This is a genomic window from Leptolyngbya sp. 7M, assembly GCF_018128485.1.
On record NZ_CP070897.1, the window covers coordinates 4254976 to 4278845 of the forward strand.

24 protein-coding genes and 1 pseudogene are annotated in these 23870 nt (G+C 49.6%); 11 read left to right on the top strand and 14 right to left on the bottom strand.

The window, feature by feature from the left end; genetic code table 11:
• Positions 1 to 488: 488 nt before the first annotated feature.
• Entirely contained in the window at positions 489 to 1109 is a 621-nt protein-coding gene (locus JVX88_RS21765) for an RDD family protein (RefSeq protein ID WP_263975203.1), read from the bottom strand.
• 16 nt (positions 1110 to 1125) lie between these two features.
• The gene (locus JVX88_RS21770) at positions 1126 to 2085 is read right to left on the bottom strand and encodes a hypothetical protein (RefSeq protein ID WP_211620212.1); all 960 of its coding nucleotides are present in this window, start codon (positions 2083 to 2085) and stop codon (positions 1126 to 1128) included.
• Between the two features lie 296 nt (positions 2086 to 2381).
• Here JVX88_RS21770 and JVX88_RS21775 point away from each other — a divergent pair, with 296 nt between their 5' ends.
• Entirely contained in the window at positions 2382 to 2861 is a 480-nt protein-coding gene (locus tag JVX88_RS21775; RefSeq protein WP_211620213.1) for a DUF6576 domain-containing protein, read from the top strand.
• Between the two features lie 164 nt (positions 2862 to 3025).
• On the opposite strand, the gene JVX88_RS21780 is transcribed toward JVX88_RS21775, so the two are convergent.
• Entirely contained in the window at positions 3026 to 4771 is a 1746-nt protein-coding gene (locus JVX88_RS21780; protein ID WP_211620216.1) for a trypsin-like serine protease, read from the bottom strand.
• Between the two features lie 226 nt (positions 4772 to 4997).
• Positions 4998 to 5822 (bottom strand): hypothetical protein, encoded by an 825-nt coding sequence (locus JVX88_RS21785; RefSeq protein ID WP_211620218.1) that lies wholly within the window; start codon positions 5820 to 5822, stop codon positions 4998 to 5000.
• Positions 5823 to 6211: 389 nt separating this feature from the next.
• Between JVX88_RS21785 and JVX88_RS21790 the strand changes: the two genes are divergently transcribed.
• The 5 genes from JVX88_RS21790 to JVX88_RS21810 all read left to right on the top strand — a co-directional run bounded on the left by JVX88_RS21790 (position 6212) and on the right by JVX88_RS21810 (position 11077).
• The gene (locus tag JVX88_RS21790) at positions 6212 to 7276 is read left to right on the top strand and encodes a tetratricopeptide repeat protein (protein WP_211620220.1); all 1065 of its coding nucleotides are present in this window, start codon (positions 6212 to 6214) and stop codon (positions 7274 to 7276) included.
• A 10-nt stretch (positions 7277 to 7286) separates the two neighbouring features.
• A complete protein-coding gene (locus JVX88_RS21795) occupies positions 7287 to 8117 on the top strand; it encodes an NDP-sugar synthase (protein ID WP_317134407.1) in 831 nt (276 codons plus the stop codon).
• 259 nt (positions 8118 to 8376) lie between these two features.
• Positions 8377 to 9069 (top strand): DUF2301 domain-containing membrane protein, encoded by a 693-nt coding sequence (locus JVX88_RS21800; RefSeq protein ID WP_211620222.1) that lies wholly within the window; start codon positions 8377 to 8379, stop codon positions 9067 to 9069.
• 209 nt (positions 9070 to 9278) lie between these two features.
• On the top strand, positions 9279 to 9485 hold the full coding sequence (locus JVX88_RS21805; protein WP_211620224.1) for a hypothetical protein: 207 nt from the start codon (positions 9279 to 9281) through the stop codon (positions 9483 to 9485).
• A gap of 11 nt (positions 9486 to 9496) precedes the next feature.
• Positions 9497 to 11077 (top strand): tetratricopeptide repeat protein, encoded by a 1581-nt coding sequence (locus JVX88_RS21810; protein ID WP_211620225.1) that lies wholly within the window; start codon positions 9497 to 9499, stop codon positions 11075 to 11077.
• Positions 11078 to 11598: 521 nt separating this feature from the next.
• On the opposite strand, the gene JVX88_RS21815 is transcribed toward JVX88_RS21810, so the two are convergent.
• Both JVX88_RS21815 and JVX88_RS21820 read right to left on the bottom strand, forming a co-directional pair.
• The gene (locus tag JVX88_RS21815) at positions 11599 to 12246 is read right to left on the bottom strand and encodes a dynamin family protein (protein ID WP_211620227.1); all 648 of its coding nucleotides are present in this window, start codon (positions 12244 to 12246) and stop codon (positions 11599 to 11601) included.
• A gap of 76 nt (positions 12247 to 12322) precedes the next feature.
• Positions 12323 to 13531 (bottom strand): hypothetical protein, encoded by a 1209-nt coding sequence (locus JVX88_RS21820; protein WP_211620229.1) that lies wholly within the window; start codon positions 13529 to 13531, stop codon positions 12323 to 12325.
• A 419-nt stretch (positions 13532 to 13950) separates the two neighbouring features.
• On the opposite strand from JVX88_RS21820, the gene JVX88_RS21825 reads away from it, so the two are divergent.
• A complete protein-coding gene (locus tag JVX88_RS21825; RefSeq protein WP_211620231.1) occupies positions 13951 to 14217 on the top strand; it encodes a hypothetical protein in 267 nt (88 codons plus the stop codon).
• A gap of 173 nt (positions 14218 to 14390) precedes the next feature.
• On the opposite strand, the gene JVX88_RS21830 is transcribed toward JVX88_RS21825, so the two are convergent.
• On the bottom strand, positions 14391 to 14651 hold the full coding sequence (locus JVX88_RS21830; RefSeq protein WP_036005539.1) for a DUF3146 family protein: 261 nt from the start codon (positions 14649 to 14651) through the stop codon (positions 14391 to 14393).
• Positions 14652 to 14891: 240 nt separating this feature from the next.
• On the bottom strand, positions 14892 to 15227 hold the full coding sequence (locus JVX88_RS21835; RefSeq protein ID WP_211620232.1) for a hypothetical protein: 336 nt from the start codon (positions 15225 to 15227) through the stop codon (positions 14892 to 14894).
• A 358-nt stretch (positions 15228 to 15585) separates the two neighbouring features.
• Here JVX88_RS21835 and JVX88_RS21840 point away from each other — a divergent pair, with 358 nt between their 5' ends.
• Positions 15586 to 15978: a DUF2358 domain-containing protein gene (locus JVX88_RS21840; RefSeq protein ID WP_211620234.1), complete on the top strand. Its 393-nt coding sequence runs from the start codon at positions 15586 to 15588 to the stop codon at positions 15976 to 15978.
• Here JVX88_RS21840 and JVX88_RS38830 read toward each other — a convergent pair.
• Positions 15896 to 16072: pseudogene (locus JVX88_RS38830) on the bottom strand (ATP-binding protein); the annotation flags it as partial. The gene JVX88_RS21840 and the pseudogene JVX88_RS38830 overlap by 83 nt on opposite strands.
• Before the next feature lie 235 nt (positions 16073 to 16307).
• Here JVX88_RS38830 and JVX88_RS21845 point away from each other — a divergent pair.
• Both JVX88_RS21845 and JVX88_RS21850 read left to right on the top strand, forming a co-directional pair.
• Complete coding sequence (locus tag JVX88_RS21845) at positions 16308 to 16490, top strand: hypothetical protein (protein WP_211620236.1); 183 nt, start codon at positions 16308 to 16310, stop codon at positions 16488 to 16490.
• Between the two features lie 374 nt (positions 16491 to 16864).
• Positions 16865 to 18412 carry an amino acid transporter gene (locus JVX88_RS21850; protein WP_211620238.1) on the top strand — a complete coding sequence of 516 codons (1548 nt, stop codon included), beginning with the start codon at positions 16865 to 16867 and terminating at the stop codon, positions 18410 to 18412.
• On the opposite strand, the gene psb28 is transcribed toward JVX88_RS21850, so the two are convergent.
• Positions 18300 to 18551, bottom strand: a complete 252-nt coding sequence (gene psb28, locus JVX88_RS44290) for a photosystem II reaction center protein Psb28 (protein WP_211620240.1) — start codon at positions 18549 to 18551, stop codon at positions 18300 to 18302. The two genes, JVX88_RS21850 and psb28, sit on opposite strands and share 113 nt — an antisense overlap.
• Before the next feature lie 203 nt (positions 18552 to 18754).
• Between psb28 and JVX88_RS21860 the strand changes: the two genes are divergently transcribed.
• Entirely contained in the window at positions 18755 to 19444 is a 690-nt protein-coding gene (locus tag JVX88_RS21860; RefSeq protein WP_211620242.1) for a diacylglycerol/polyprenol kinase family protein, read from the top strand.
• A gap of 32 nt (positions 19445 to 19476) precedes the next feature.
• Here JVX88_RS21860 and JVX88_RS21865 read toward each other — a convergent pair whose 3' ends face one another.
• From JVX88_RS21865 to JVX88_RS21880, 4 genes are all read right to left on the bottom strand, one after another.
• A complete protein-coding gene (locus tag JVX88_RS21865) occupies positions 19477 to 20589 on the bottom strand; it encodes a cytochrome c biogenesis protein (protein WP_211628806.1) in 1113 nt (370 codons plus the stop codon).
• 102 nt (positions 20590 to 20691) lie between these two features.
• Entirely contained in the window at positions 20692 to 22080 is a 1389-nt protein-coding gene (locus JVX88_RS21870; RefSeq protein ID WP_211620243.1) for an O-antigen ligase family protein, read from the bottom strand.
• An 11-nt stretch (positions 22081 to 22091) separates the two neighbouring features.
• On the bottom strand, positions 22092 to 22802 hold the full coding sequence (locus tag JVX88_RS21875; protein ID WP_211620245.1) for a glycosyltransferase family 4 protein: 711 nt from the start codon (positions 22800 to 22802) through the stop codon (positions 22092 to 22094).
• Positions 22753 to 23763 carry a hypothetical protein gene (locus JVX88_RS21880; protein WP_211620247.1) on the bottom strand — a complete coding sequence of 337 codons (1011 nt, stop codon included), beginning with the start codon at positions 23761 to 23763 and terminating at the stop codon, positions 22753 to 22755. The genes JVX88_RS21875 and JVX88_RS21880 overlap by 50 nt, the downstream gene beginning before the upstream one ends.
• Positions 23764 to 23870 lie beyond the last annotated feature (107 nt).

Sequence of the window (23870 nt, forward strand, 5' to 3'; positions counted from 1 at the left end):
GCTACATTTCATTGCCTCTGATGCAATGGCCGGGCGCGACACGCCATCCCAGGGTCTTGACGTTACGGCTGAATTCTTGAAGATGAAGCTTTCACGATGGGGCTTCAAGCCGGCAGGCGACAACGGCACCTTTTTCCAAAAGATGGCTTTACGAATCGAGTCTATCGATCCCGCGGATAACAAGCTCTCGCTAGGAGGGCAGGATTATTCGCTCAATACCGATTTCTTTCGGGTGAACGGAAATGGCAAGGCTGACGGAAAATTGGTCTATGCACGCCACGGATGGATGATCAAGTCAAAGAATATAGATGCATACGAAGGCGTGGACGTACGGGGAAAGATCGTAGTTCTTTTTGACGGTGGGTTCCCGAATAGAAATGCCCTAACAAGAATGCCAGATGGTGTGACCCAGTCCGACCTGACAGGCACAAAAGGGGTTGATTGGGCTGACCCGGCAACATACGCGGAACAGAAAGGAGCGGCTGGCATCATCCTCGTAGCAGGCCCCGGAATTCAAAGTGCGTGGGGCCAGATAAGAGGATTTCTTGGACGTGGCCGGATGGTGGTGGAACGCTCAGCGTCCCTGCTACCCAGTCGCCGATTCGTTTCTCTTGCTGACCGAAGAAAATAAAGAAAACGCCAATAAACAGAATATCGTCAATGGGCCGCAGGAGTGCTCGCAGTGCTGCTTGCGATAGACCAACGGGTTTGCCGTCATCTTGAATCACCCGAATCTTTGCAAACCGTTTGCCTGGTGTTTGCCCTTGCCAAACAACTTCAAAATAAACAAAGTAGCCGCTGTAAACAATAAACGAAATTAACAGACCAATCGCCAACAGCCACAGCGGCACCTGACTGTAATTAATCTCCAGCCGACTGAGATAGGTCATCAAGCGGTTGGCAAAAATGATCCAAAGGATCCAAAATCCGACTAACCCCACGCCCAGCAAATGATAGTCGATCAGCAAAGCCAGTGCTCTGCTGCCGATGCCCGCCAGCGTAAACTCTAGCTCAACGCTTTCAGGAGTCGTTAGTTTAACTTGTTTGAACAAGGGCATAGTCAAGACAGCGGTTGCGAGGAGAGCTGGAGCAAAAAAAGTTGCATCCAATCAACAAAGCTAGTTACTAAATCTGGCGGTCGCGCAGTTGCAGACCAAATCCTTCCCGACGGCTGCGCAGGTCGTAGTAAATCACAGCCTTGATCGCTTGCCAAAGTGGCAGCATAAACACGTTGCCCAAAAAGCTGACGGCATAGGAAATTAGCAGCAAAAATGGAGTCGGGTCAACGGTCTGGTCCGATGCAACGGCAGCAAAGCCTCCTTGCACCAGATTGGTCAAGAGCTGGATCAGAATAACTAAAGGCAGGGTGATTAGAAAGGTGACAGCCAGGATCAGGATGATGCGCCAACCATTCTTTTGGGTCAAGCGCCAACTGCGGCCAAGGGATTCGATTGCCCCCACCTCAGTTTCTACGGCCAAAGCCACTTCTGGAACCGCGAACCGAGCTGCCAGCCACAGCAGCAAGCCAAGTACCAGTAGAATCAGCAGAATCGATAATAGGCCAATCCCAATCAGCAAACCAGGATCGTTAACATTGGGCTGGGGAGCACTAAAAGGGTTTACTCCCAAAGCTGCAAAAATCGCCACAAATACAATTGCTATACCAATATAGGCCGCTATCACAACGCTGAAGTAGAGCAGTCCCAGCAGCAGCGACATCCAAACAAACGACCAGAGGCGGGAGTTGGTAAACCGCTTGGCATCGCGAGTTGTTTCCGGTTCGCTGGTTAGCTCGCCAAAGGCAAGCCGAGAAATAGCCGCAGAACCAGCCATGTATTTGCCAATACAGTAAAGCAACAGAACGATCCAGGCTGGAATAATCAGCCCCAGCAAGGCGTAATAATTCTGTGCTACAGCAAAAAATCCAACGATAAATGCCATCACTACAATTGGCAAAATTACCCATAGGGTGGCAAGTAGAGCAGTGCCAAAATACTGCTTGAAATGATTGCTGTATAGGCGTAACCCGGCACTGACTACATTGCCGACACTAAGGGGACCTTGAAGGTTAGAACTGGCAGCCATCGGATTTTTGCTCCACTATCGCTGGTATATTGCTGGTATACAGACAAGCCCTAGAAAATCCCTTTCTAATCAAGACGATACCCTTCCCACGAGCTAGATTCCTTAATCTTGCGGTTCTTCTTTACAGAAGATAGCTCGGCCACATTGCTCAAGTATGCTGCTTCCACTTCAACCATAAAAGATGCAGACTGCTAGCGAAAACCCAGCGAAAACCCAGTGAAACAGTGTTCAGCTGTAGGGAATCGGTTAGGCTGGTGTCAGTTTTCCCGGTTTAAACTGCGATTGCTACAGGGTTTATGAACATTCAGCGCTGGATTGCTCGTCGAGAACAGAGTTGGAAACAGCTTGATGCGCTGCTCAATCAGGTGGAAAAACGGGGTCTAAAATCCCTCAGCGCTAGTGAAATTCAAACCTTGGCGAGTTTGTATCGTTCGGTTGTTGCTGATCTCGCCCGTGCTCGCACCCAGCAGGTCGGTGACTTGATCGTGCAGAATTTGCAAGCTCTGGCTACCCGTGCCTATTCCCAGATCTATCAAGGTTCAAGGCAGCAAGAATGGAATGCCGTGCGCGAATTCTACCGCTGGGGATTTCCAGCCGTGGTCCAACGCTCTAGAGGCTATATTGCCTTAGCTGTAGGGTTGTTTGGGCTAGCTGCCGTGGTGAGCTGGTGGCTGGCGTGGCGCGATCCAACCTTTTTGGCGCTGGTGGTGCCGCCGATGCTGGTAGTCCTACTTTGGGCGCATCGAGTGTTTCTTCCAGCTATAGCAGCAGCTTGATGGCTAAAACAGTAACCCAAACAATTAATCTAAAGCAATTAATTCAAACAATTAATCTAAACAGCTTAAGGGGAGCATCAGAACCTTGCGCATAACGAAGCGCGCTCCAGTTCTTAGCTCCCCTTGTCTTACACAGCCTCGTTTACCCTAAGAATACTGTAGTTTCAAGAGTTATTCAAGGGGAGGCGAAGATTTGAATTGGCGGTGAGTGTTCTAAGCCCTCTAGCATCTTGTAGGAGGGCGATGAGTTCATTGTCCTGATAAATTCCTGTATCTTTTGCTCGCGTGCCTAACCCATAGTCAGCCGTGTCGATCTGATAGTCGAAGCCTTCCCGTACCAGGATCCGATCACCTTGTCTTCCTCTGAAGTTTCTAATTAAGGTGGGAGTAGTAGAGCTGAGCCGGAAGCTGTCGGCCTTGGCGCTGCCTCTGGCAACTTTGGCCATGTTGAGCCAATCATCTTTGATCGCGTTCCAGACATCAGCACGACTACCGATCAGCGAATCATCTGCAGCTTGGCCTGACTGGCGAATTTGATTCAGCGCTTTTAGGGTGGTGCCCGCTGTTCCTTTTTGGCTGCCCCCATTGCCGCTGCCTAAGCCAACGATTAGGTTGGATCCAAGATTAATTGAGGGGGTAGTACCCAGCTTTAGGGTTGATTGAGGAGGCGAGGGGTTAGAAAGTGGTGCGGTCGGCAAAACGGTCAACTTCTGGGCAAACACCTTTTGGTTACTGTCGGCGCTATCGTCAAACTCAGGAACTGCATTGGTTGGATCGAAGAAGGCAATGATATGATAATTGCCGGTTGGTACTGCAGGAAACGCACCACTCCAGGTCACAGTTCGCCAGTTAAACGGGGCTAGTGATGAGATGTTGGCATTGCCCAGTAGCCAGTGAGATCCTGTGGTATTGGTCACACTGCGATCGGTAGAGGCATAGAACGAAACCGTAAAATTGCCTGATGGAGCTGTGCCATTGTTGCGGGGATAGGCAGTGACGCTAAAGCTTCCTCCTGACCTGACTGATAGTTTGTTGAAGCGGCCAAATTGAGTATCAAACCAGCGGTCATAATCTACCAGATCAGGACGATCCGTGGGGCGACGGATTTGATTGTCCTGGCTAATCCAACTGTTGATGGTATCGAATTTATCTTTAGTAATCCGGGTGGCGTCATTGGAAACAGCCAGTCCTTGAGCATTCAAATCGCTGTGGGAGACAACACCGTAAATGGTTTGGTTACTATTTAACCAGACAGGACCACCGCTATTTCCGGCAATGTAATCGAGTTGCGTACTCTGCAATTGATGAGTTGTCGGTTTAGTAATTTGCCCAGTTTGGGTAGACATGTTGTAGTTATCCCAAACCCCGTTTCGATCCGCATCAAATCGGTCGCCTGGATAACCCGTCGCCGTGACGCTAGTGCCAGCCGCCAAGGTATCTGTGTAGCCATAGGCGAGCCAGCCCGTATGATTGCCTAGGTTGCGATCCAGGGTAAGGACTCCCAGATCCCAGTCCAAATCTTGATTGGCTGACCAGTTGGCAAAGGTTGTCATCCAAGCTGCTTTGGCTCGACCAAACCATTCGTTACTGGCGGCATAGGTATCGGTTGCTGACCGATTGCTGATCGCCCTACCCCCGGACCCGGGGATAAACTCAACCACATCAGCAAAACCGCCCAAATCTTTATTGTGAAAGGCGTGTCCAGCCGTTAAAACATGATATCTGCTCACCATCGTGCCAGACGAGCTAAGAATCATATCATCCGCCGTGTAGAGCTGTCCATCCAGACCCCGCCAGCGGGCCAAAATTCGCCCAACTGTACGAAAAGGATAGGCTGTGTAATTCAAAACGGTTTGACGGCCATCAAGACCAATGATGCCTTTGCTATCTCCGACAATATCGCTCGTCATTTTCTTATTGATGGTACTAAAGCTGCGTTTCCTACAGGGTTTTCAAGGAATGGTGAGATGACTGAATTGAGCAGTTACGATTGGGTTAATTTTGTTCAACTTGTTGCGATGCGTCCCCAATTGCAGCAGACTCAGAATCAAGATCAACCGAGCTGCTTCTAATACCACTTCTTTCTAACTGGGCTACCAGTCGAACTGTAATGCAGATTCCACCATCGCCCAAAACTTAAAACTCAAAACCCAAGATTGTTATAAAAGTCCGCAGTTCGTGAGACAGACTGTTGGTGAATTGCCGCTGGCGTTCTCCGGTTTCCGACAACTGATTGTAAAGACTGCTCATGGCCTGCACAAATCCCTCAACTTCAACGGGCACTAGCTGAGCAGGTAGGGACAGCGGCTGTGGCTTACCTACTTGAGCGCTAGCCATTTGGTTCATTTGCCGCAGGGGGCGCAGCGAACGGCGGATGTACATAGCAATCAGTCCAGCAATTACGGCGAGCGCTAGCAGGGTGGCAAACAGCAGGGTGTTGATTAGCGTTGAGAGCACATTGTAATCATGGGTGACATCGCGGGCGAGATACAGTTCTCCTAAGAGCTGCCCAGTGCGGGTCACAGGTTTACGACAGAGAACGATCTGGCGACCGTCAATGCGCTGCACGGTTGGGTTGCTGGAAGTCTGCGCCCACGGTATAGCAGGCATCTTGGCGGCAAAATCGACCAAAGGACCAGAACGTGCCAGTACCTTACCATCTTCGAACCGCTTTGCAGCCAGCCACAGATTCGGAGACGCCCACTCATCCAAAACGGGCTGCCATGCATCAGGGTCAGTCTTCGCAAGTCGTTGACTCACATGGGTGGCCACTGTCGCCATCGTTTCCTTATGATCAACAACCAGCATTTTTCGCATTTGCCAAGCCGTCCAGGTGCCAATGCTGCCAATACCTAACAGAGCGATCGTGGTGATGCCTACGGTCAACCGCAGTTGCAGCGAAGTGCGCTCTAGCCCTAATTGTTGTTTAAAAGATGGCGAAATACCGTGTCGAATCCGCATGAGAATGCTAGAGAACCCATTGGCTAAAGAAAACTAGAGGCAAAAGTGGCGATTGATCGGCTGTTTGATCGGTCTGTGATTGGTCCGTATTGCTTGTAATCTGAACAGATTGGGTGCTAGTCAATCCGGAAATCTTGATCGTAGTGTAACGGAGCCATCTTGGGGAAACATGATTTTTTCCTGAGTGATTTTTCATTTGATGTAATCCCGTCTGCGATGGGATCTACTAATCTGCTACCACTCAAAACGAGATCCCACAGCTCGCTGCTTAAAACTCCTCTGCTGCCTGCTTTCTGTCACCCTGAGTGCAGCCATACTCGTGAGGTTATCAATCTAAAACCAAAATCTAGAATGGGATGACTTGCAAATAGTCTCTCCGCCTTCCATCCATGTCCAATGATCCATCGCCATTTTCATACCTACCCACAGACTCTGACGAGACCGATCGGCTAGAAGAGATTGTTGCATGCGAGCAGGCAATTTTAGCCCATCCCGAAGTTTTGGCTGCCTATTGGCGGCTGGGGTTACTGCATTTGCTGCAAGGCAACGAAGCCGAGGCTCAATCAGTCTGGCTAACGGCCATGCTGAGGTTGGAGGCAGACCAGGAAGCAGAACAACTCGCTGCTCTACGGCATTTGTTGCAAACCGAAGCTCAACAGCAGCTAAGACGCCGACCCGATCTAGCCGAAATTCTTTGCCATCAAGCCCTAGAAATTCAGTCCGATCAGCCGGAGCTGTATGTGCTACTGGGGCGGGCAGTGGCATTACAGGGCGATTTAGATGGAGCGATCCAATGGTGGCAGCAGGCGATTGATATGCACTCAAGTTTGGCAGAGGCAAACCGGGTCTCGCCGAGCTGGACAGAATCAAACTGGGCAGAATCAAACTGGGCAGAGCCTTACCGCTACCAGAGTCAGGTTTGGCAAAAGCTGGGGGATTATCCGCAGGCGATTGCGGCAGCCCAGCAGGCAGTCAACCTAGCGCCAGACTGGCAAAGCTATTATTGCTTGGGCGTCTGTTTCGGCTATTTACAAGCTTGGCAAACAGCCCTGCCCCACTTCCAGCAAGCAGTCCAACTGCACCCCAATTGCCCGATGCTCCATGCCGATCTGGGATGGGCTTGGCTGTGTCTGCAGCAACCCGAACTGGCGCAGCAGCATCTTCGAGTCGCTGTGCAGCAGCAGTCAAATTTTGCCGCCACTTACCTCGCCTGGATCGCATCCTTGCCAACAGGTCGAATCGATGAAACCATCGCTGAAAATCAAGCCCTACATACCCAACTGTTACAGACCCTGTTACAGACCCTATTGCTTCCAACCGGTGAACCAGCGGCAGTTTGCCAATTCTCTGCCGCTGTGCAGGCAATCCTGCAACGGCAGGCTATCCAGGCTAGGCCAGCTTCATCACCCCTGCCAGCCCCTGTGCCAGCTCCAGGATTTCAACCCCTTCTTTAACGATACGTTTGTGGTTCTCTGTGGTGATGCGCTGATCGATCTCGATCTCACCGAAGCAGTGCGTCAACATCGGGAGAAGGGAGCCATCGCTACTGTTGTGACCAAAACCGTGCCGCGAGAAGAAGTCTCTAGCTATGGTGTGGTAGTGACAGATGAGCAGGGGCGGATCAAAGCTTTCCAGGAAAAACCCTCAGTGGCTGAGGCATTGAGCACCAACATCAATACTGGGATTTACATTTTTGAGCCAGAGATTTTCAAATACATTCCCTCGGGTGTGGAATATGACATTGGTGGCCAGCTTTTTCCTAAGCTCGTGAAGGAAGGCGCTCCCTTCTATGCCATGGCCATGAACTTTGAATGGGTGGATATTGGCAAAGTGCCCGACTACTGGCAAGCCATTCGAGATGTGTTGCGCGGCAAAATCAAAAATGTGCAAATCCCAGGACAGGAAGTTGCGCCGGGAATTTACACTGGCCTGAACGTAGCCGTGAATTGGGACAAGGTAGACATTCGAGGCCCAGTTTACATCGGCGGCATGACCCGGATTGAAGATGGTGCCACCATTATTGGTCCGGCGATGATCGGCCCAAGCTGCCATATTTGTAGCAATGCCACGGTAGATAATAGCGTGATCTTTGAATACTCTCGCTTGGGGCCGGGGGTGCGCTTGGTGGATAAGCTAGTGTACGGTCGTTACTGCGTCGATAAGACGGGAGCCGCGATCGATGTGCAGGCTGCCGCCCTCGATTGGTTAATTACGGATACTCGCCAAATCATGCCGGCTAATCCACCCGAAGAACACCGGGCGATTGTGGAACTGCTGAGTATCGACAGCAAATAGTTGGAACTGAAGGAACGAGGGCAAAGAGGCTGATGCGCCGCTGGCGGTTTCCTCCAACCCAGCAGGCAAATCTTTGCCCGACTTGGTGATTCTGTGTTGTATCAAGGCCCAGCCGCCCCTGCTCCTCGTTTCTTGTCAGCATTATCCCTCTGCCGATCGCAGCACACTCAAAACTCAAGATTCCGTCTTTCACTACTGCTCTCTGCTTCGCTCTCTGCTTCACAGTATCCTAGGGAGTGAAGGACTCAAGGTGATGCATATGAGTGCAGCGACGGAATCGATAGAACTTATAGTCTACCAGGGGCAGTTTGGCGAATTTACAATTACCGCTGCGGATCGACGAGGAGTGGTGATTTATCGAGCCGGACTGATGGTAGCCGCGCTGTGTTTTGCCATTGGGGCAACACTGGTGCTTTGGCGAGCTAATGATCCAGCCGTGCAGATGGCGGTGACTCCGCTCTACACCCTATTTACGGTTGCTCTAGGGGTGGGTTTAGCAACCATCCATATCTATCTGGCCGCATTGCATCGAGCACTCCAGATCTTTTGGTTGATTGGTACAATAACATCCTTGTTAGTGGCTCACTTCTACTCCGAACCGTTTGCTGTCACGGTGTATCAGCATCCAGAGACCATTTTGGGCGTTGGCTTCACCTTCGCTGCTTTGACGGGCATTTTTTTCAAAGAAGCATTTTGTTTTAATCGGTTAGAAACCAAACTCTTAACGCTGATTGTGCCGCTGCTGCTGCTTGGCCATTGGTTGGGCGTTCTACCGCTGATCGTAGAAAAAATCCTGCTGGCTGCTTGGGCCGTGCTATTCGTAATCTTTGCTCTCCGAAAAGCCTTTCAGCCCATTCCTCCCGATATTGGAGACAAGAGCGTGTTCGAGTATCTAAAACAACAGTCAAAGCAGCAATCCAAGCAGCAATCCAAGCAGCAGACAGTGGTCTAGATCCTCCTGTAGCTAGTCAATGCTTTTGGGCATACTGAAGCTGACACCGGCTCAAGCACACGAGTTCTGGCTGAATAGTTGGTATGGGCCGAGCCAGGTTTAACTGGGCGTCGGTTGCTAAATTGGCCTGACCAACAGATGCTCTGAGCGATGGTTTTCAAAGCAGTGGTTTACAAAAGCGTGGTTTACAGACGCAGAAGGAGCATGCAGTGACGGCACGGGCATACTGGTTAGCATGGTCGCAAATTCCAGGAGTTGGCACCATTCTGCTCAAGCGTCTGCACGAACAGTTTGGCTGTGTTTCAGTGGCCTGGGAAGCGGATGCTGTCGATCTAGAAACTGTGGAGGGAATTGGCTGGCAGACCATTGAAGTGATTCTGAAAGAACGACAAAAGCTGGATCCAAAACGCAGGTGATTCACCTGCTAATGGATATTCTAGAAATTCTGGAATTTGTCCATCGCCAAAACCTGTCCCACCTCAACCTGCAACCCGCCAACCTGAAGCGCCGCCAGCAGGACGGCAAACTCGTGTTAATCGACTTTGGAATTCTGCAGGGGGTGCCCGAGCTGGCTGATTTTTCTGGCCGTAGGACAGTACGCTTCGAGCAGCCTTTAGAACAGCGGTTAGGCCAGATCAGCCGTTTAGTGGGAGTCCCCAGCTACTACCCGCCAGCCGGATGGGCCGAGCGCACTGTCCTACAGCCAGAAAAATCGGAATTTAGCCGCGACCTCTATGCGGTTGGCATGATTGGAATTCAAGCTCTCACCGGCATTCAACCCAACTATCTCACCATCGACCGCAAGACTGGCGAAATTATTTGGCGCTTCACCATCTCCGATCAGCCAATGGTGCCCGTTAGTGAAGGTCTCGCCCGCATTCTGACCAAACTGGTGCGCCATGATCCGGATCAACGCTATCTCAGCGCCACGGAAGTACTCGACGATCTGCGCGCCCTGAATCAGCCCACCGTAGCTCCCTCATCCTCAGCCTGGCTAACCAATCGCCCGGTGGTGTTTGGCAGGCTGGCAGCTGTGCTGGTGTTGCTGTTGGGTGGAATTTGGAGCTACTACCGCTCAGTACAAGCGCAGCAAATTGCTTCCTGCAATACGACGATTACCTCAGCCCAGTCGGATGTGCAGCTAGTTGTAGCGGCCAATCGCGTCTTAGAAGCCTGTAGTCAGGTAATTGCCCGTCAGCCCAACGATACTCAGGCATTGAAAAACCGAGGTCAGGCCCTGATGCTGTTATGGAAGCACGAATCTGCTGATGCAGCCAAAATTCTGAATCGAGCCGTAGAGGACTTTCAGACCGCGATCAAGATTCGCAGCAGTGATCCTCAAGCGTTCTTCTACCTAGGATTAACCCAGTTATTGCAAGATAATCCTACCTATTCCGAAACCTATCGCCAAGCCATCAACCTATATCTAGAACAGGATGCGGCGACGCTGTCGGCATCCGACTGGCCGATTCTAGCCGAACTACTCGCTTTTTTAATTAATCAAAATCCGCTTACCCAAACCGACTACGAACAGGCGAATGTCCTGTTTGAAAAAGCCCAGACCATCAATCCTGCCTCGGTGAATTTAATTTACAACCACGGTTCTTTCAATGCAAGAGCCGGCAACTACCGGGACGCCATCCAGATTTTTGGCGATCAAGTGTTAGCGAAAGAGTCCCAAGCCCAGAACTATCGAGCTTGGCTCAGCCAAGCCTTTGCCGCCTTGCTTCTAGGCCGATCCGGCTTTCCTGACGCCCTCAACGCCTTCAAGCAAGCGCTAGCCCTAAAGCCCACCGATCCGCTAGCACAACAATACAGAACTGAATTAGAGACTTGTCTAGCTAACCAACAAACGAATCAAACCACCTGTGCTTTAGATCGGCTCACTCCGGTTGATTTGGGCAATGCCTTTGCCACTGTTTTTCCGCTGATGCCCCTCTACAACTGTGAGCAATATCCAGTGTTGGCACTCGTTGAGCGCAACGATGCAAAACCGCTGTGTGAATAAATTTTTGGATTTTAGAGTTTAGAGTTTGGATTTTAGAGTTTGAATTATAAGTTTTGAATCTACAGCCCTGTGGGCATAGCTACGCTAAAGATTCTGACAGCCTGATAGCATGGGGGTTGCAATCAGTCATTTGTCGTGTCTTTATTTTTTTGTTCCAATTACTGCTATTCAGTGGGTCCACCAGATTAAACGGTAGATGCAGTCGGGCATCTAGCCTGCACTAGCGAGACGCTTGCACTGAGTGCTTGCGTTCTAAACTATTTGACAAACCCTAGGCCCCTAGTCAAGCCAAAATCTAAAATCCAAAATCTAAAATCCAAAATCAGTCTCCAACCATGTCTCAACCTACACCCCGCCAAATCCTGGAATTGCTTTTGCCCCATCTGCGAGTCGCTGCCGCCTACGCTCGCCAGATCCAGGCTCAGATTGTAGCCCACCCTGCTAAACAGGCCGATAACTTTTTTGCCGCCGCCCTTAGCGATGCCGATCTTTCAATTCAGACCTTTGTAGAAGTGGCGTTACTAGGTCTGTTCCCGAATATTCGCTTCTACGGTGAGGAATACGAAAAATCTTATAACACCAAATACTTTCGAGCCATTGATCTGGGACCACAAGATTACGTCAGACCGAGAGGCTGCCTGCGCAGCACGAGCATCCATCACGCCTGAGTCATCAATGCCTGGGCTATCAAGGATGACTTGTCCTTGGGGAATATGGGAATGGGTGACTTGCAGCCTGACTTCCTCGGTTCCCAAAACTTGTTGCTTACTCTCGCCAGTTGCTCGGTCAATGAGTGAAACATGGGCCGCAATAGCTTCAGTGGTCAAAGGAATTGGTCTGGTTCCTGACTGACTGATCACTTCAGCCCGATCCGCTGCTCCAGCTTGAATGCGGCAGAGTGTTCCCGTTTCTGGAATCTTAGCGGTCGGCAGTAGGGCGCGACGGAGCAGGGCGTTGATCAGGGTACTCTTGCCAGAACTGAAACAACCACCAAATGTTAAAGTAACGTTGTTAGTCCAACATTGGAGTATCTTTAGCAAATCCAGATCTTCTATCATCCCTGCATCCGTCTTCTGAATCGCCTGGATCAGATCACGCAGTTGTTCTAACAAATCACTATGGCGTGTCCAGATATCAGTTGAGTCGGCAGTCTTAGCGTGTTTGTTCATATCCACATTGCAATTTTTATAGGGGCATTGAGTTCGTAAAGGGAAAGGAGCATTGGGCAATTGGTGCCACCTTCGATCAACCCAGTTGCTTGACCTTGACTAAAACATCTTTGAGGTCAGCTCTGGCAGAAGATATCTTGGCTTCAAGTTGGCTGAACTCATGCAAACGCCGAGCTTTTTCAGCTTCATCCTTCAATCCTTCCTCAATGGTCTGATGAATAATGTTTTCCTCTTCATCAATATAAGCTTTCACCTGACTACGAACTTCCTCAAAAGTCTTTCTATTCAGTTCTACTCGAATGTTTTCAACAAGTTCTTGACGCTGATACTCTTTGGTGGCCTGGTAAATCTTTTTGCGCTCTTCGGAGCTGAGCTTCTGGAATTCCTTGTCTGCATCAATGTCAGATCGTCTGTAACTGTAGAGTTTCAGGAACCTCTCAACCGCTTTATCTTTAAGGCGATCCTCAAGTCCAAAGCCACCAGTGAGGATAACAGATACTAATAGGACCGGAATGGCAATCCAGAAAACAGCAAGACTACCTGTGGCTAAAAATGTGATCCACGCAGTAATTTGAACTAACAGGGTTGTAAGCAGCCCCCGTAGTCCCAATGCCGAACCAAATACAACTCCCGCCGGATCGCCAAGCAGTAAACCAGCCAATGCTGCTAAGACACGCTCGGCAGAACCATACACTTCACTCTCTTGCAAAAGCGGAATGCCTGGGATCTGAGCTTTCAATTGGGTGTATTCCCGACTCAGTTCGGTTATTCGATCCTTAACCTCACCATGCATTCGTTCTAGGATGGCTTTGATACGTGACTCCAGCCGACTAGTGAGTTCACTACCCAAATCCTCTAAGCTTGCTTCAAACAGCTGCTTAACTTCATCTGTAACTTTTTTCTGATGGTTGGGCAACGCTAAAAAGGCTTGGTTTCCTCCCTCAAGCGTTTTCAGTTTTTTCTGCTTGAGCAACTTCGGAAGTTTTTCAGCCAAGCTGTTGCCATAGGCATCAAACTCAAGTTCCACAACATTGAGGATCTCTTGCTGATACCGATCAATTAAGTGGTCTAAACTCTGCCCACGTCTCCTCAACTCAGCGAGTTTGGGTTCAAGCGACTCCCTTGCTTTGATTAGTTCTTTCTGATCTGCAGAGAGGGTTCCCTTAAATTTAGCGATCGTTTGCCGCAATGTATCAGCCCGGTTGACACCCAGCTCTACATATCGCTGAATGTGACCAATCATACGCTCTCTTAATAGAAAGTCCCTCAAGCGTTCTTCAAGCAACAAAATTCCTGATTCTTGCAGCAGAGTTTGATCATTTGAGAAACGTCCTTTTAGAGCCTTCTGAGCATTGACAAAATAGACATCATAACGGGCAAAATCGGCAAGCGACTGTCCTGTGTACTTAGGTCCACCCAAGGTCAGTTCAATAATTCGGCTCCACAGAAAGGCAATCGGATAGTCATCGGAATCCGGTCGATCATCATGCATCAGATTCACGACCCAAAACATACGAAGTCCAGTCTTTTGGGCATCATGAAAAAACTTCCGACTGGATTCATTGGCCAGGAAATCACTTCTGAATAGGGCAATGGCAGCGTCACAACGGGGGATTGCCTCCAGGGTAATAGCAGTGCGTTCTGGTAGGTCATCAGTTCCAGGAGAGTCTCTCCCAGGCTGAACAGCAGCGCAATCGCCTCGAAGTGGGTTCGGAAGTTGTATTGACCGTGAGAGATGATTCAGTTGTAGCGATTAGACCTGCCTCTGAAACCACAACGTCTGACAGCGTCACGTCTGGAGCGGCTGGTTCCAGTGAATCTTCTAGCTCGTCGTCCTCAACGGTAATTCGTCGAGAAACCACGGTGCAGCAGACCCGACCCGCTCCGGCCCCCGCTCCGGCCCCTGCTGCTGTGGATGATGACGATGATGATGATAATGGGGCAGCTCAACCTGTACGCGGCCTCTGGTAGGTTATCGGTTGACGCCCTCTTGAGCAAATTTGCTCATCAAATAGCCAAGTAAGCGCTGGAATCAGGTAAATTCTGGCGCTTTTTGGTGAAGGAAGTGTTTTCGACTGTAATGGGCTATGACTTGAAAACCCACGAGGTTGTAGAGAGCGACCCAAAGATGGTTCAGTGAGGATCTAGAGGTCAGCTCGGATTGTAAAAGAATAATCGCCACCCGGCTCTAGCTGGTAGTCGCACTTTTCGAGAAAGCGAGTCAGTGGCTCTTTGATCAAAGCGCGTCCTAACGACGGTTCAACCGACAGTTCGCCGCGCCTGAACCGCCACTGAAACTGCCACTCAAACTCGCTGGCACGCACTTCTCCTTCAATCTTGCCTTGCTGCCAAGACTGGTGCGTGATGCGGACATAGGCTGTGGTTTGAGGCAGACGCTTGCTCATAAGCAGCTTTAAGGGTAACAGTTACAGTTCGCCAGGTGAATTGGCTAGATGGACGGGCACAGAGCACTAGAGCTATCTAGATCGAGCCACTTAACCACTTCTCTCAGACTAAACCTCAGATTCAGTTAACCGAGAATCTATACTAAATAAGAATTATTTCGGGCGGTGTTTGGCCTTGCCTACTCTCCACGGGCTGAGCTTATGACGGTGGTTTCCCTAGAGTCTGTTACTCCAAAGACGCTACTTAGAGACCGAACTGGAAACAGGCTGAGCATCTGGCTCATATACCCACAGCACTAGTCCCTTGGGAACCCGCGTTAGCAGCACCGAGTTGCCCCGCTGAGCTAGGAGAGCTGCCTTTTGCCGAGCGGTCTCTACCGTCGGGAAGAACTTGACGTAGGCATAGTACTGCCCCTCATAGTAAATGGCGCTGGTGGGTTTGGGGGTATCGGGCAGCAGGATGTGACAGCGATCCACCAATTTTTGCGAAAAGATCGGCGTAGGTTCCATAGGCGGGATGGGCAATTGCGACGAGCTAGAAGCCAAGCTAATCTGTGAACTAGAATGAGTAACCATGCTGGGCAACCTAAATCGAAAAGGGACAGAGCTGGAGCATAGAACGGGTTGTATTCAAAACCTCACCCAATCTTTGACCTACTGATGACCCAAGGGCTGACTCAAGTGATGGCCTGAGTGACCTCTGTAACTTGGTCCCAACAACTTGGTCCCAACAACTTGGTCCCAACAACTTGATGCCAAGGACTTGGTCCCAACAATTTGGTCCCAACAACTTGATGCCAAGGACTTGGTGCCAACGACTTAGAGATACTATAGAACTTTATGAAACGAATGTAACGAAAGTTTGCAATTCCGCCAAGGGTAATTGGCGAATTTCATTAACTACCAGCGCAGTTGGCTAGAAATAGAGGTCACGATGGAGATTTTGGAGATTCTGGAAGCAGACTACCGCAATTTTCCGCGAAATCAGACTTACCGTATCTATGCTGAGGATGTCTATTTCAAAGACCCCCTGAACGAATTTAGGGGGCGAGGGCGCTATCAGCAGATGATCCAGTTCATCAACACCTGGTTTCTCGATCCCAATCTGGAGTTGCACCAGATTCAGCGCACGGACAACCAGATTCGCACCGACTGGACTCTGAGCTGGACAACCCCATTACCTTGGCGGCCTCAGATCGTGATTTCCGGTTGGAGCGAGCTACAGCTCGATCACGAGGAGCAGATCATTTCCCATGTAGATTACTGGCACTGCTCCCGTTGGGATGTGCTAAAGCAACATTTTTCTGGCAAGGCAGCCACACCGTAAAGGTCGTTCCTTGGTTCAGCGTACTGGTCACCTGAATCTGGCCGTGGTGGTTCTCCACAATCACTTTGGCAATTGCTAACCCTAAGCCAGATCCTACCGGGCGTTCAGAATGTTGGGTAGCCGGAGAAGTGCGAGCCGGATCAGCCCGATAAAACCGACGCGAGACGTTTCGTGTTTCTCAGCGAAAAGTACCAACTGACCTTCTCTTCGGCATTAACGGCCAGCTTTCAAATGTTGCGGTTCAAATTACACCGGAAACACCGGTACGCGTTTTTGTCCAGCTGCCGTCGGCCGCCGATAGTCCGGATACTGTTACGTTCAGGTCTGACATGATCCGCGTCTTGAAGGATTCGATGATCGTTCATTCGGATTATGAAGGCATTTCGGTGATCAGTTTTGATGTTCTTGCCGAAGCAGGCACGCCGCCGGGCGGATATTCTATTTTGCTCAAGAGGAACTCAGAACTGTTAGGATTTTTGCCCGGAGTATTAAATGTCACTAAGGCGAGGTAATTGTGAGAAAACAGTGGGAACAAGGGCGAATATTTACTTTATTATAATGTTGATTTTTGGCAACCGGTGTGCATAATTTGAGTGTTCACCTCCCCGGTGAACACCAGGTCACGAGGGGTGAGGACTTGTGACCTAACGGGCGGCGGTGTGGGAGACGCCGCCCTTAAAATTTTGCCCGATAGCAGAAAAGGACATTTTCGGAGATCGAGCAGATTTAGGTCAGGCTGATAATGCAGGCTGCATATAGCTCCGCACGAGAATAGTTAATGGGATCGCGACCGCCGATATTTTGACGGGCGGTCTTTTTATTGTCTGGTATGAAGAAACGTGGGAAGAGTAGACTGCGAGATTGGCTCTTCAAGGACATCACCGAGATGGAGGGCCCTCACGAACCGGCAGGCCGGCATCCGCAGCACGCTTGGTGGAAAGTGATGTGCCTTACGGGTGTAGATTATTTTTCCACCCTCGGATATCAACCCGGCATCGCACTGATCGCCGCGGGTGCCCTTTCACCTTTTGCAACGCTCGTCCTTGTTCTTTTAACGTTGTTCGGCGCTCTGCCGATGTATAGACGGGTTGCGGAGGAAAGCCCACATGGCGACGGCTCCATTTCAATGCTCGAAAGCCTGCTTTCCCGATGGAAAGGAAAGATGTTTGTGCTCGTTCTGTTAGGATTTGTAGCAACCAGCTTCATCATAACGATCACGCTATCGGCCGCGGATGCTACGGCTCACATCATTGAGAACCCATACGTGGCTGAAAATCTCCATTTTCTGGATCACCGGATAATTGTCACGCTTATACTTATCGGCATTCTCGGTATAGTCTTTCTCCGCGGTTTCAACGAAGTGATCGGTCTTGCGGTGGTAATCGTCGCCGTTTTCCTAACACTAAATTTGATCACCATAGCGGTCGGTATTTACCAGATCCTTTTCGTGCAGCCTGAAGTCATCGCAAACTGGCAGACAAACATCTGGGAACATCCGTCAGTTGAAGGAAGCCTTATTTATCTTGCAATTGGTTCACTCTTGGTATTCCCGAAATTGGCACTCGGGCTGTCAGGATTTGAAACAGGCGTTGTGGTGATGCCGCTTGTAAAGAGCGATGAACCAATGCCGAAGACTAACGGCCGTGCGGTCCATCTATCGTCTCTCGGCTCCGAGCCTCCATCCGCAGACGTAGAAAAGCACATAGGGGGCCGTATCCGGAATGGAAAGAAACTCTTGACCGGGGCGGCAGTGATAATGAGCTTTTACTTGATAGGCAGCAGCATTATCACCACGATGCTTGTGCCGTATTCTGAGATCCAGGAAGGCGGCAAGGCATATGGTCGAGCGATCTCGTATCTCGCCCACGACTACATCGGACCTGCATTCGGGACGGTTTACGACATTTCTACTATCACTATCCTTTGGTTTGCCGGTGCATCTGCAATGGCAGGCCTTTTGAATATCGTTCCTCGCTATCTGCCGCGTTATGGAATGGCCCCGGATTGGGCTCGGGCAACACGGCCGCTCGTATTTGTTTTCACGGCGATATGCTTTGTTGTAACGATACTTTTCCAGGCGCGCGTCAATGCACAGGGCGGCGCGTATGCTACCGGAGTCCTGATGCTGATGACCTCGGCGGCGGTTGCCGTTACGATCTCTGCTCGCCGAAAGGGACAAAAACGTTGGTTGGCTTTTCTGGCAATAACTATTGTTTTTTCATATACGACGATAGTGAATATGATCGCGCAGCCGAGCGGAATACAGATCGCTTCGCTGTTCATTCTTGGCATCATTGTAACGTCGTTCATATCAAGAGCTCTTAGGACGACCGAGGTGCGTATCGATGATATAGAATTCGATGAAGCCGCACTTCTTGGCCCTCATCATCGGTTAGCAGCAGCGCTTTGGCAAACCGATTGGTGTAGCTCCTGAACCGTTCAATTGACCGCAGTACCGTAAACGTCATTAGAACTGAGCGCACACCTGTAGCTCGGTTTTGACGCAGGCTGACATCACTGAGGTCTTCAGGAATGCCCTCAAAAAATTCGATGGAAGGAGTTGAGGCAACCATAGGAAACTTAACAAACCTATAAGCTTCAGTATAAGGCGGTTAGGGAACTCGCCGAAAGGCAATCTGCGGCCTTCAGGTTTTTGCTCAGTCTTGGGTGTAGCTTAGAAAGCGGCAAAATCTTCTAAAGTGAGAAACAGGTAAAGTGAGAAACAGAACGAAGTTCAGGTGGGCGATTCTTGCTAGATGGACTAACACAAGATGGCTTGACACAACTGACGGAACCGACCTTGTGGCTTCAAATTGGCATTGCGGCGCTCTGGGTTGGCTTTGTGGTGTTGGTAGCCTTTGGGCTGCGGTACTGGAAACTTGTGGATGCGGAAGTGATTCGCAAAGTGGTACATATCGGTGCCGGAAATGTCATCTTGTTTGCCTGGTGGTTGGGGATTCCGGCTGCGGTGGGGATTGGCGCATCTATTTTATTTAGCGCGATTACGCTGTTATCGTACCGATTTCCGTTATTGCCTGGAATTGATAGTGTTGGACGCAAGAGCCTGGGAACTTTCTTTTACGCCATCAGTATTGGCGTGTTGATTGCCTGCTTTTGGCAAAACGCTCCCCATATTGCTGTGCTGGGCGTATTAATCATGACCTGGGGCGATGGCTTAGCCGCCTTAATTGGGCAACACTGGGGGCAGCATCGCTATAAGCTGGGCGGCATGCAAAAGAGTTGGGAAGGCTCGCTGGCCATGCTATTGGTGAGCTGGATAATCAGCAGTTTGATTCTACTTAGCGTTTACGGATCAAGCTGGCAAGTTTGGGCTGTTGCTCTGGTTGTGGCAGGGGTTGCCGCAAGTTTGGAGGCGTTTTCAAACCTGGGAATCGACAATCTGACTGTGCCACTGGGAAGCGCTGGAGTTGCGTTTTGGCTCAGTCAGATGCTTTTAGCGGTGTGAACTAACGCTTTAACCCTAGCTATCAATAGCCACTAACCAGTTGGCTGCTCCATCGATTGTGCAAGTGCGGGGGGTGGCTGAGTCAGTTGATCGAGCATTTCCAGCATTTCGCGTTCAAAGGCTAACTGTGCCCGATTAGTTCTGCCGCCGATATAGAAATTGTCTGCTGTGCGCAAGGCCCAAATCTGAGAATGGGACACGTAGCTGAGCACGACACCCAGCATCAGCAAGCCAAAGCCAGCATAGACGATTGGGATCCCCGGATCGGCTTTAATTTGCAGTCCAGTGCTGCCGATGATTTCAACAATTGAAAGGGTTGTGCCGTTTACGTCGGTAGACATGCCTTGACGGACAGTAGCAATCAGTTTGCCCTGCATATCGTAGACCAGCAAAATGCCCTGTAAATCCTTTGCAACTACAGAAACACCATCGCTCAGATCCGGCTTAGTCGGAATCCAGGTGCCCCATAGTCGGCCTGCTCCACCCGTATCGAGTTGGGCCATCGGCAATTGTAGGACGGGACTATTGTTGAGGCGAAACCGCACGGCAGCCACGGCCCAATCGGCCTGATAGAAGGTAACACCGTTGTGACGCAGCGGTTTGTTGACGTGAATCGTTTGCCGATCGACTTCTTCGCCTGCTTGATTCAGCACCGAAAGGTCGGAATAGAACTGATCGATTGTGCCGTCAGGGGTGTAGTCAATCCAGAAGCGATTGACCTTAACTGACCAATCTTTGGGAATTTGGGCTGCCGCCCACGGACCAGCATCGAAAATATTGCGCACCTGAAATGTTTCACCGCTGGGCACCATTTCCTGCGCAAAAAAGCCGGTCATTGCCCCCCAAATTGCCCCCAACAAAATCAACAGCATGCTGGCATGAACGACGATTGGCCCGATCCGTCCCACAATTCCTTTATGGGCATAGAGTTTGTCGCCGTCCTGAAAGATCTTGTAGCGGCGTTTTTGCAAAATCGGAATGAGCTGATCGAATGAGGCTTGCGGTAGCTCAGCGCTGAGGGCAAACTTCTGAAACTGGCGCGGTTGACTGTAGAAATTCCAGGTGCGGGAAAACCAGCGTAGAGCCGGAAGCTGGCGTTGGAAGGTACAGGTCGTGAGGCTGGAACAGCAGTTCCGCCTGTAAATTCATTGATACTGGATACAACTTGGCAGACCCGTAGTGGTTGAATTGATTGCATGTTCAATATTTATCCCTAACGAATCTGAGCGTATTGCTTCACGATCACACTAAAAAACTGAGCTGTTTCCTTGCGATTCTATAATTGGCAATTGAGAACTTGTGACTATCGACCAAGTGTTATAGATTTGCATTGCCCGATCGACTTCCATTAGATATTGTCCTAATAGCAAGTAGGTCAACAAAACCAGGAGTGCAAAGCTAAGATTACCTAGTAAAAATGCTTCAAAAATACTACCAATGAGCAGCGAAGTTAGACCAGCCACTACTGTACTAGCTTGCAAGAAATAAGATGGGTTACGTTTGCTGAGTTGCGATATTTTCACAATGGTCTGTATACAAGATAAGCCAAATAGGATCAGCGGGAAAAGTCCCATAATACCCAAGTTGGCTCCAGCTCCTAACCACGAATTCTCACCGTAAATAATTCGAGAACCTCGTAACGGTGCACCAAAAACAGGGTAGTTTGTGAAGGCTCGCCACATAGCTGCCCAAGGGCCTGCCCTTGTATTGTCAGTTGATGTGAATCTGTCAGCAACAGCAGGATCTGTACCACTTAAACTAGAGAGATCAACTCCTAAGGTGGGCAAGATAATGATCAAGGCAACTCCTATAACTAGACCGAGTCGCAACAGGGCGGTGGGTTTTTGGCGATAAAAAAACAAAATAGAAATTGCTGACATTAGGACGCCTGTACGTGAACCCGTTAGAAACAGAGCATAGACAGTACATAGCAACCCAAGAATCCAAAATATTTTATTCCAAAACCATTTGGGTGAACTCTCTACCATAAATACAAAACACGGAACTGTTGATGCTAGTAACACAGTAGCGTGTAATGGATTACCAGTGGTGCCTAGAAAACGTCCTTGAACAAAGGTAATTGGATGGCGATCGAATAGTGCTTGGTATGCGTTGACAAGCATAAAAATAATAGCAACCATAGCGATTGACCATACTGCCAGTCTAAATGCCTCATCGTTTTGTAACCAACGAGATGGACCTAACCTGACCGTATAAACAACAAAACCAAATGTCAAAATGGCTAAAATTGCAAATTCTTGATCTCCATAGAGTAGGGTTTTAATTAAAACAGCAATCTGAACAAAAAATAAATACCTCACTGCTTGAGGTACCAATTGTTGCCGCCAGCCGTTTTGAGCTTTTTGTCCAACCATGAATACGAGCGCTAGCAAAACAATGGCAAGAGGTCGCCCATTATCGCGCAGTTGCTGTAATGGGAAAACCAGCGGTGGTGGTTCCAAAACAAATTCGTCTCGAAATTTTCCTAAAGATGCTGCAAAGCAACACAAACTGAATAATAGCCATGCTAGGTGAGGTGAACGGTTAGCTTGCACCACCAAAACTAAACCAAGCGCAATCCCAATTAATCCAGGAGGGCTGAAAACAACGTTCAGAAGCTGGGTGACAAAATCCATGGGTTAATTTCTCACGCTGTTCTTGTAATGGTAGAAAAGTTGAGGTTATCCTCGGTTGTCTGGCTTAAGGACAAGTTTTGCAACATCTCTTTCCACCGAATGGCCCAAATTTCGGATGCGTAGGGAGCTGCAGACTGCTGAGAGCGCTGTCCCCAGGTTGGTAATTCGTCGTAGTAATGATGGAATACCAACAAAGCTTGAGTCAAAGCATTGACATCGCTTGGTGGAATAATTAAACCGTTGTACCAAGGACGAACAACTTCCACCCCAGAGCCGCAAGCATCTGTACAAAGAATAGGTAATCCTGCGGCAGCCGCTTCAACTAGAGCCAAGGGCCATGGGTCAGAGCGACTAGGGAGAATAAATACTCCTGCTGTTTGCCAGATGCTATTCATCTCAGCCGGTTGCAGAAACCCTCGATTGACGATACCTGATACTCCCTCCCAATGAAATTCTAGAGGACCTTTTCCACAGCATACTAGCGGCCAGGGATCAGTGACTTGGGAACGATAGTTACTGTACGCACGAACCAGGATATCGACAGCTTTTCCTGCTGTATAACGTCCTACATATAGGAAAGATCGAGGCCAAGCAGATTGCAATCGTTGTGTCTGTAACGCTGACCAAGTTGTGTAATCAATTCCATACAACCCGCGTACAATTTTAGCTGGATCAACACCCAAGCGGTAAGCATACTGCCCCTCCCCACAGGCTAGCGCCATACAGGCCGATAAAGCGATTGAACAGCCACATCTCGTGGTTAATGGTTTTATCGAGTTTATCGAGCTGTTTGTCGAGATATTTGTCGAGTTGGACGCGATCGAGTTGGGATAGGTGCTGCACCTTGCGCGTCAGGGCTTCCAAGTATGGCAAATCCTCGATCAGGGTTAACAGGGAAGCAAAGTGGAGGATGGGTTTGAGAACGGGTTTGTACCAGTTGAGGTTGCTGTAGATGTCTACGCAAAATTGGTGTTCCGTATCACTCAGAGGAATAGCATTAAACAACACAATGATCACCTTATCGCCATAGACCGGAATTCCCAATTCCACCGTATAGGGCGTGTGCAACGTCAGCTTGACTTCGGTTATCGTTTCGCGCCAGATCCGCAGAATGTTCAGCGGCGAATCCAGCATAGTTTGAAACGTCACGATACCACCCTGCTCGGTTTTTTCCAGCGAGCTAACTTTAACCACCTTCAGGTTATTCAAACTAAGGCTATGGATGGTTTCCAGGTGCTTCAGATTCAGCAGGTGATAGATTTGCGGCAGATAGGGATAGGGCAGAAGATAGGACTGGCTGATCAGGTGATAGGGTTGCAGTTCGTCCATGCGGGCTTGGGCCGCAGCCAAGTGATTTTGAGCCGGATAGAAACTGAAAGGCAATTTGGGTGGGGCCACCTTTTGCGGCTGGGGCTGAGGTTGGGGTTTGAGCGAAACCCAGCTTAGAAACAGGACAAAAATAGCCAGTAACACCAATCCTTCGGTGAGGGAGAGATAGCCATCCTTGAAGGCAGCAATACCGCGATCGCTGAAGCTAAATATCCAGGCTAGAATACCTATTAGCCAAATTGCACGCTTTAGCTGAATCGTGAACTGATCGGCTTCTAATGAACCTTCGGATACTGGCTCAGATACTGGCTCAGATACTGGCCCAAGCAATGACTCAGACAATGATTCAGACAATGGCTTAGATAATGACTCAGACGGGTGGTTAGATGCAACGCTCATATTGCTGTTGCTGTTACAATTATCAGACATAGTTTCAGAACCTTCAGGTGATTTTCAACGGT